This is a genomic window from Chroococcidiopsis sp. CCALA 051 (assembly GCF_003015105.1).
GTDB lineage: Bacteria > Cyanobacteriota > Cyanobacteriia > Cyanobacteriales > Chroococcidiopsidaceae > Chroococcidiopsis > Chroococcidiopsis thermalis.
In genome coordinates this window covers 23,382-30,062 of record NZ_PYCI01000076.1, presented here as the reverse complement: position 1 = coordinate 30,062, position 6,681 = coordinate 23,382, and the positions used below count along the sequence as shown (strand labels likewise).

The window sequence follows — 6,681 nt, the reverse complement described above, 5'->3', positions numbered from 1 at the left end:
CAAGGGGGACAAGGGGGACAAGGGAGCAACTACCAATTACCAATTACCAATTACCAATTACCAACAACCAACTACCGAAACAAATATCCAAGTCCCCGTCCCTCTAGAACGCTTGGAGCGATCGTCTCAGCGTTTGGTGGAGACGCTATTATCTGCAAGGGCAGTGCAAGGATTTTATCAATCGTTGCAGACGCAAATCGGACAACTGCTGTCGCTGGCGCAAGATAGCGTGCAATACCTGACGCAGTTACGACAAGTTCAAGACGATTACGCCCTTTTAGATAACTTACAGCAACAGCGCTCTAGTGTGTCAACGGCTCCAGCTTTAGAGCGATATCGTCAAGGTTATACGATTGTCAATCGCCTGCTAGAAGTGAGTTTGCGCCTGTCAGAATTGGGCGCAGAAGCAGCGACAAGTTCGCGGCTAACAGCAGATAGTTTGCAATTGTTAGATCGCAATGTCCTCAACCTCCAACAAACAGTAGAAGAAAGTCGGCTGATCCCATTTAAGGTTTTGGGTTTTCGGGCGAAGGGTATTCTCCGCGATCTGATCAATCGCTTTGGTAAGCCAGCTCAGTTAATCGTACAGGGGGAACACTTGGAACTCGATGCTGGTACGGTACAACACCTAGAGCCAGCTCTGTTACACTTAATGCGTAACGCCTACGACCATGCTTTAGAGTCTGCTGCCGATCGCCTAGCATTAGGGAAACCGGAACAAGGCACGATTATCTTATCGCTACGCCGCCAAGGTAAATTTTACCTGCTATCTTTGCAAGATGACGGAGGTGGCATTGATGCCAGCAAGATTTCCCAACTTGCCCAAGCGCGAGGACTACCCCTGACTCGTACCGATACCCCCGCCGATTTGCTTGCCGTTCTCTGTCAATCTGGCTTTAGCTCTCGCAGCGAAGTGAGTGATATTTCTGGACGCGGGGTAGGGATGGACGTAGTTGCCACCCAAATTGCTAGCATCGGCGGACATCTCAACTTGAAAACGGTACTGGGAGCAGGGACGACTTTTCAGATGCAGGTTCCCGTCCCGCACTTATTAGTACGCTGCGTCTTGGTACAGGCAGGCGATCGCAACTTTGCTATTCCTGCCGAGGAGATCGTCACCACGACTCTTTGGAGTAATTTATCAGCAACGCCCAGCGATCGCGACCCGATGTCTAGCGCTCCTAACTGGTTTGTAACTCAAGATGAAGCTTCAATACCATGTCTTGACTTATTAGAATACTGGCAACCAGGAGCGAGAGCCAACCGTCCGTTGTCAGATACAGCCATTTGCTTGCGGGTGCGTTCTACTTTCTCCTCCACGGCAGCTGAACGAGACGCTTGGTTGCTAGCAGATGACTTGCTAGAACAGTCAGAATTGTTGATCGAGTCTTTACCCAGTCCGTTAATTTCACCTATAGGGATGATGGGGGTAACTTTACAAACTGATGGAACGTCGATCGCGGTTTTAGAACCTGCATCTCTAGCAGCACATCTGTGGATGAATCCCATTGGAGATGACGATCGAACTGTCATTCCTAGCTTCGATCTAGCAGAAATATTTGCTGAGCTTCCTGCTGCTAGTCGTACTATTCTCGTTGTTGATGACGCAGCGCTGGTGAGGCGGCGAATTGAAGCAAGTTTGACTGCAAACGGTTACACAGTTGAGACTTGTCGCGACGGTTTAGAAGCATGGACTTGGCTCTCTAGCCATTCCGTACCAGCTTTGTTAATTACCGATATTGAGATGCCAGGGATGGACGGTTTCACCCTGATCGATCGCTGTCGGCAAGCAGGCATGAAATTACCTGCTCTTGTCATTTCTTCCCGTTTATCAGAAGAATGGAGCAACGAAGCGCGGCGCGTCGGTGCAACAGATTACCTCACCAAAGGATTTACGACCCCTGAATTGTTGAGTAAAGTAGGCTCTTTTGTAAGTCGTATGTAAGTCAAAAGTCAAAAGTTAAAAATCAAAACTGACTACTCCCTGCTCCCTGCTCCCTGCTCCCTTGTAGTATTTTAGTAACGAAGGATCGAGTTAGGTAGGGCAATGGTAGGGGAAGATTTTCAGATTTGCGATCGCGACTTGAGCAATGAGGCTTTGGCTCAATTCATGGATGCTACGGCAATTGCAGTAGATACGGAAACAATGGGTTTGCTCGTCCACCGCGATCGCCTTTGTTTGGTACAGTTGTGCGATAATCGGGGCAGAGTTGCGGTTGTCCGCATTGCCAAAGGACAAACGGACGCACCTAATTTAAAACAATTATTAGAAGCAGATATCGAGAAAATTTTTCATTTTGCACGGTTCGATCTTGCCACCCTAAAACATCATCTCGGTATTCAAGTCGCACCGATTTTTTGTACGAAAATTGCTAGTAAATTAGTGCGGACATACACAAATCGCCACAGTTTGAAAGAATTAGTGCAAGAATTAGAACTGGTAGAACTTGATAAAAGCGCTCAAAGTTCCGACTGGGGAAATGCAGCAAATTTATCTGAAGAACAACTCCGCTATGCCGCTAATGATGTCCGCTATTTAATCTCATTGCGGCAAAAACTCATAGAAATGCTCAAACGAGAAGAACGCTGGGAACTCGCGCAAACCTGTTTTCAAACTTTGCCAACCATTGTTGTGCTTGATTTGTTGCAATTCAAAGATTTATTCGAGCATTAATTTAAAAGTCAAAAGTAAAAGTCAAAAGTCAAAAGTCAAAAGTCAAAAGAACTGATAACTGATAACTGCTCACTGAATTAAGCCAGATGCTAGTTCGCGGACGATCAAAATTTGGAATTTACCCGTAGGAATGCTAGTGTTAAGGCGGCGGACGAATAGATGATAGGTTCCCGTATCGGTACGAACGTCTCGCTCAATCGCGACTATGGGTGCATTGCTATTCGAGCTATTTTCCAAAAGATAGCAGGCATCAAGCAGAGCCTCAAGTACGACTGAATTAGCCGTTCCTACTGCCTTTTCAACCAAGGTTGTTGCTTGAGGCAAAAGGCGATGTTTGAATTCATCGGAGTTTAAAGCCATTTTTTTTAGTTATCAATTATTAGTAGCAAGTGAGTGGTGACTAGCGATTGGTTTTGACTTTTAACTTTTGACTTTTGACTTTTAACTTTTAACTTTTAACTTTTGGCTTACGACTTATTCCTCTATAAGCGTGCAACAAACTGAGAAACTTCCGGCGATCGAAAGAGCGCGGATCGCTTCTACTACCAGAGCGATCGACTGCTTTATGAGTAGTAATTCTTGCATCAGGAACTTTACTTTGAGCAATTAACCAAGCGAGAGATTTATATTGAGCTTGAGTATAACCACTGTGACGGCGATCGCGATCGCGTCCGTCTACTGGAGTTTCTAGCGAGACATGATAGGCAAAATTATTGACTGAAGATGCAAGACTGGGATGAGTTTTGACGGTTTCAGCTCCATTACTACCTATAAAGACAGAATTTGCTGCTCCAAAAGCTCGTTTTTCTGGCGGGACTATGTATATTACCGTACCATCTAACCCAATTAGGGTATGGTAGCTAACTTGTTTATCGTCTTGCTGGTGTGGAGTTCGGAAGGTATTGATTGCAGAAGCGGCGGAGTAAACAGTCTCGTGCAAAACGATAATTGGTTGGTTGTAGACTGGTTTGCCGTAAATATCTGTGGCGAAGCGATCGCCATAATTGAGCGGATGCGCCCAGGCAATCTGATATCTTGGTTTATATCTAGTAGCAGTAGTAGCATTAGCTACCCGTGACTCTTGGGAAGAATTGTCAACCTTTTGTGGCTTTTGTTGCTGTGGAGCTTCAGGCGCAGGCACAACTGTCTCTTCGTAGGATACAGGGACAGCAGGTAAAACAGATGCATCTATTTGTTGTAACTCTGGTGTTTGAGGAAATAGAGCAAATGCTACAGCAACGCATAAAGATAGAACAAATATTAGTAAAGCTCTCGTTTTCCAAACCCTGATTTCCATTGAAGTGTAAATATTGGTAATTGGTAGTTGGTAATTGGTAGTTGGTAATGGGTAATTGGTTGTGATTCTCCTCTGCTCCTCCGCTCCCCTGCTCGATTGCTCCCTGCTCGCTTATGTCACTCTTTTGGATGATGATATTTATTTCTGCATCAAGACTGTTTTACAGTGGAATAGTTACAGACACTACAAAAATCTTTACCCATAGAGCGATCGCATTTATGTCAACCGAAAAGCGTAAATCGTCTAATTCTAACAAACAAGAAAAAGTCGTCTACCGTGAATTTGGTGGCGACAACTCGGCGGCTACAGAAAGAGCTGTTCCAGACTTACCACCCTCTCAGCAAAACCTGCGCGTCCAATCTTCTCGCGCTGGACGTAAGGGAAAGACTGTCACTGTCATCACTGGTTTTCAAGCCAAGCCAGAAACTCTAACAGCATTGCTCAAACAGCTCAAATCTCAGTGTGGTGCTGGCGGTACGGTGAAAGAAAATGAAATTGAAATTCAAGGCGACCACAAGCAAAAATTATTGCAAGTTTTGACTCAAATCGGTTACAAAGTCAAGATTAGTGGCGGCTGAGAAGATGTTATATTTTGGATTTTAGACGATCGCTAGAATCAAATCTATCTCAATGGTGATGTCACAGTTTTAACCATTATGTCAACCTATAGTGGTGGAATACGGTAGCTTGTCTGTGCTTATTGCAGCCAGTAAGTTACTTTCACACACTTACTATATGGGAGGATGAAATGGACATTATTCGTTTGCTGTGTGCCATTTTTTTACCACCACTAGGCGTTTTTTTACAAGTGGGTTTGGGAATTGATTTTTGGATTAATGTTCTGTTAACGCTACTGGGATACGTTCCTGGTATTGTTCATGCTGTTTGGATCATTCTTTCTAAGAAGTAGTAATTGGTAATAGTGAGTGGCTAGTGGCTCGATTCCACTCACCAGTCACTAGTTACTAGCCACTAATCACTGCTAATATTCAATTCCTGGTTGAGCTTTGACACCTTGTTCGCGGAAAGGATGTTTAACTAAAGTCATTTCCGTGACCAAATCTGCTTTTTCGATTAACGCGGCGGGTGCGCCTCTTCCCGTTAAAATAACATGACTATTGACTGGTTTTTGCTCCAATCCAGTTAAGATTTCTCCTATTTCTAAATATCCAAGTTTAAGTGCTACGTTAATTTCATCTAATAACACTAGATTAAAATCTGAGTTGAGGATGTATGCTAATCCTTGTTGCCACGCTGCCTTAGCATTTTGGAGATCGCGATCGCGATCTTGGGTTTCCCAAGTAAAACCCTCTCCCATAGCATGAAATTCTAAGCGATCGCCAAACTGACTGAAAATAGCTTTTTCCGCAGGTTCCCAAGCACCTTTAATAAATTGCACGATCGCCACGCGATAGCCGTGACCGAGCGATCGCAGTACCATACCTAAAGCTGCTGTGGTTTTCCCTTTACCGTTACCCGTATTGACAATAATTAAGCCTTTTTCTTTTGAGGCTTTAGCAACGCGATCGTGTTGTATCTGTTGGCGGCGCTGCATTTTTTGGCGATACTGTTCTGCTGTCAGCGAGGATGATTCTGTGACGGCGACATCGCTGGTGGTTTCTAAGATGCGATCGGATTGAGAGTTGGTTGGCATCAGGTTGACAATAAACAGACTGGGATAATTTTAGGATAGTTTGATTTGAATTTAATTGTTGGTTGACAGTGGCTGGTGACTAGAATTGCTCCCTTGTCCTCCTTGTCCTCCTTGTCCTCCTTCTCCCTACTCCCTTTCACAAGCGATATTGATGAAAAACCTCGCTAGCGGCGCGATGGACGAGGGAATGACGGTAAACGAGAGATGTCATATCTTCTGCATACCCGCCACCAATGACGCAGGCAACAGGATAGCCAGCCGCAACGCAGGTACTCAAAACTTGCATGTCGCGGCGAAATAAACCAGTATTCGTTAAAGCTAATTTCCCCAAGCGATCGCCTATATGCGGATCGACTCCGGCATCGTATAATACTAAATCTGGCTGAATCCTTGATAGTAAATCTGGTAGATATTGAGCTAGCGTTTGCAAATATTCATCGTCTTCCATGCCTTCTGGTAAAGGCACGTCTAAATCGCTTTTCTGTTTTGTCCCAGGAAAATTAATTTCGCAATGCATCGAGAACGTAAACACGCTGGGGTCATTTTGAAAAATAAAAGCAGTGCCATCGCCTTGATGTACGTCTAAATCTACAATCAAAACTTTGCGGACGAGATTTAATTCTTGTAATACGCGAGTGGCGATCGCTAAATCGTTAAAAATACAGAAACCAGAACCATAACTGGGAAAAGCATGATGGGTTCCTCCTGCTGTATTGCAAGCTAATCCGCACTCTAACGCTAACTTGGCGGTTAAAACAGTTCCTCCGACTGCAACACAAGTACGGTTGGCTAAAGCTGGACTCCAAGGTAATCCAATGCGCCTCTGTGATTTAGCATCTAGCGTCCCGGTACAATAAGCCTGGACGTATTCTGGTAGGTGTACCAACTCAATCCAAGCCTGCGGCGGACGTTCGGGAATCTGAAATTGTTCTGGATACGCTACGCCATCAGCTATCAGTAACTCGTAAAGCAACTGAAACTTCGGCATGGGAAAGCGATGAGTATCGGGTAAGGGAACGACGTAATCGGGGTGATAGACCAGGGGTAAATCCATGC

General features: G+C 44.8%; 8 protein-coding genes. 4 read left to right on the top strand and 4 right to left on the bottom strand.

What is annotated here, in order from left to right:
- Positions 1–1,945 (top strand): response regulator (locus C7Y66_RS18430; RefSeq protein ID WP_106546705.1); only part of this gene is annotated, 1,945 nt, incomplete at its 5' end.
- Between the two features lie 102 nt (positions 1,946–2,047).
- The gene (locus C7Y66_RS18425) at positions 2,048–2,674 is read left to right on the top strand and encodes a ribonuclease H-like domain-containing protein (RefSeq protein ID WP_106546704.1); all 627 of its coding nucleotides are present in this window, start codon (positions 2,048–2,050) and stop codon (positions 2,672–2,674) included.
- 69 nt (positions 2,675–2,743) lie between these two features.
- Here C7Y66_RS18425 and C7Y66_RS18420 read toward each other — a convergent pair whose 3' ends face one another.
- Positions 2,744–3,034 carry a hypothetical protein gene (locus C7Y66_RS18420; protein WP_106546703.1) on the bottom strand — a complete coding sequence of 97 codons (291 nt, stop codon included), beginning with the start codon at positions 3,032–3,034 and terminating at the stop codon, positions 2,744–2,746.
- An 88-nt stretch (positions 3,035–3,122) separates the two neighbouring features.
- Positions 3,123–3,971 carry a peptidoglycan recognition family protein gene (locus C7Y66_RS18415; protein ID WP_106546702.1) on the bottom strand — a complete coding sequence of 283 codons (849 nt, stop codon included), beginning with the start codon at positions 3,969–3,971 and terminating at the stop codon, positions 3,123–3,125.
- 218 nt (positions 3,972–4,189) lie between these two features.
- Here C7Y66_RS18415 and C7Y66_RS18410 point away from each other — a divergent pair, with 218 nt between their 5' ends.
- Entirely contained in the window at positions 4,190–4,549 is a 360-nt protein-coding gene (locus C7Y66_RS18410) for a translation initiation factor (RefSeq protein WP_015154570.1), read from the top strand.
- 170 nt (positions 4,550–4,719) lie between these two features.
- Positions 4,720–4,881 carry a YqaE/Pmp3 family membrane protein gene (locus tag C7Y66_RS18405; protein WP_015154571.1) on the top strand — a complete coding sequence of 54 codons (162 nt, stop codon included), beginning with the start codon at positions 4,720–4,722 and terminating at the stop codon, positions 4,879–4,881.
- Positions 4,882–4,953: 72 nt separating this feature from the next.
- Here C7Y66_RS18405 and cobO read toward each other — a convergent pair whose 3' ends face one another.
- Positions 4,954–5,625, bottom strand: a complete 672-nt coding sequence (gene cobO / locus C7Y66_RS18400) for a cob(I)yrinic acid a,c-diamide adenosyltransferase (protein ID WP_106546701.1) — start codon at positions 5,623–5,625, stop codon at positions 4,954–4,956.
- Between the two features lie 136 nt (positions 5,626–5,761).
- A complete protein-coding gene (locus C7Y66_RS18395) occupies positions 5,762–6,679 on the bottom strand; it encodes a histone deacetylase (RefSeq protein WP_106546700.1) in 918 nt (305 codons plus the stop codon).
- Positions 6,680–6,681: the final 2 nt, after the last annotated feature.